This is a genomic window from Acinetobacter sp. GN11, from assembly GCF_054823985.1.
In genome coordinates this window covers 1-903 of sequence record NZ_JRVL01000187.1, presented here as the reverse complement: position 1 = coordinate 903, position 903 = coordinate 1, and the positions used below count along the sequence as shown (strand labels likewise).

Annotated in this window: 2 protein-coding genes and 1 pseudogene; all 3 read right to left on the bottom strand. The window is 37.2% G+C overall.

What is annotated here, in order from left to right; genetic code table 11:
- Positions 1-131: 131 nt before the first annotated feature.
- The gene (locus NL42_RS15345) at positions 132-401 is read right to left on the bottom strand and encodes a hypothetical protein (protein WP_461313392.1); all 270 of its coding nucleotides are present in this window, start codon (positions 399-401) and stop codon (positions 132-134) included.
- 1 nt (position 402) lies between these two features.
- Positions 403-597, bottom strand: a complete 195-nt coding sequence (locus tag NL42_RS15340; RefSeq protein WP_000005732.1) for a hypothetical protein — start codon at positions 595-597, stop codon at positions 403-405.
- A pseudogene (locus NL42_RS15335) lies at positions 594-903 on the bottom strand (hypothetical protein); the annotation flags it as partial. The pseudogene NL42_RS15335 and the gene NL42_RS15340, both read right to left, overlap by 4 nt.

Below are 903 nucleotides of genomic sequence, written 5' to 3'. Positions count from 1 at the left end.
TCGATCATTAGAAGCATTTTAGATTTAACTCACTAATAAATAAGGATATTTTAATTTGATGTGGTTTTGATACTCAATTTGGTACTCAAGATTGAGAAAGTACCTATATATTTGGATAAAATAAAGCCACCTCAATAGGTGGCTACTTTATCAGATTCTTTTATGTCTGTAACGACTGATTGTACATAAGAAAGCATCCAGTAGCTTTTCCTCCCATCCTTAAATGGCTTTTGGTATCTGCCTTCTCTGATTCGACTATCTAAAGTTTCAGGCTCGATGTTTAACATGTGAGCAAACTCAGCACGACCAACTCGACGTTCTTCTTTTGACTGAGCAATACGTTCGGCTACCTCAACAATCTTTTCTAGAATACTAGCCTCTATTTTAACTACATGGCCCATCTCACCCCTCCTTACTTTCCGCTTTACCATCTTTCACGCCTTGCTCATAAATAAGCTGAAAGATTGGCTTCATAGTTACTAAAGCAGGTTTCATAATAGTTGCCATTGCAATGCCATAAACATCGATATTGACTTTGTTCATTTCATCCATAGACACTTTGAAGACTTGCTCGAAACGTTGATTTACTTCACTCATCCTTCAGCTCCCTCTACTTGTTTAAATTTAACAGCACACCAGTCATTGTCTTCTTTTGCGATGACACAACTAAATGAGCAGTCAATATCAGGTTCATCTTTATAGCGGCCAACATTTGGCTTTAACTCATCAAGAAAAACTGGACCATCATCGTTTTTTAAAATTGAATGGCCTATATCTCTTTCTACCTTCGCCATACGATTGAAAACTTCTGGGAAGTCTTTTCGAATTTTGTTCCAATACCCAGCACCACCTTTCACGCAACCAATGCAATTGTTATTTAGATAGCCAAGCTTATACATTGCT

Excerpts from the sequence above, each read along its gene's own strand:
- NL42_RS15345 (WP_461313392.1), bottom strand. The coding sequence starts at position 401 with ATGGGCCATGTAGTTAAAATAGAGGCTAGTATTCTAGAAAAGATTGTT.
- NL42_RS15340 (WP_000005732.1), bottom strand. The coding sequence starts at position 597 with ATGAGTGAAGTAAATCAACGTTTCGAGCAAGTCTTCAAAGTGTCTATG.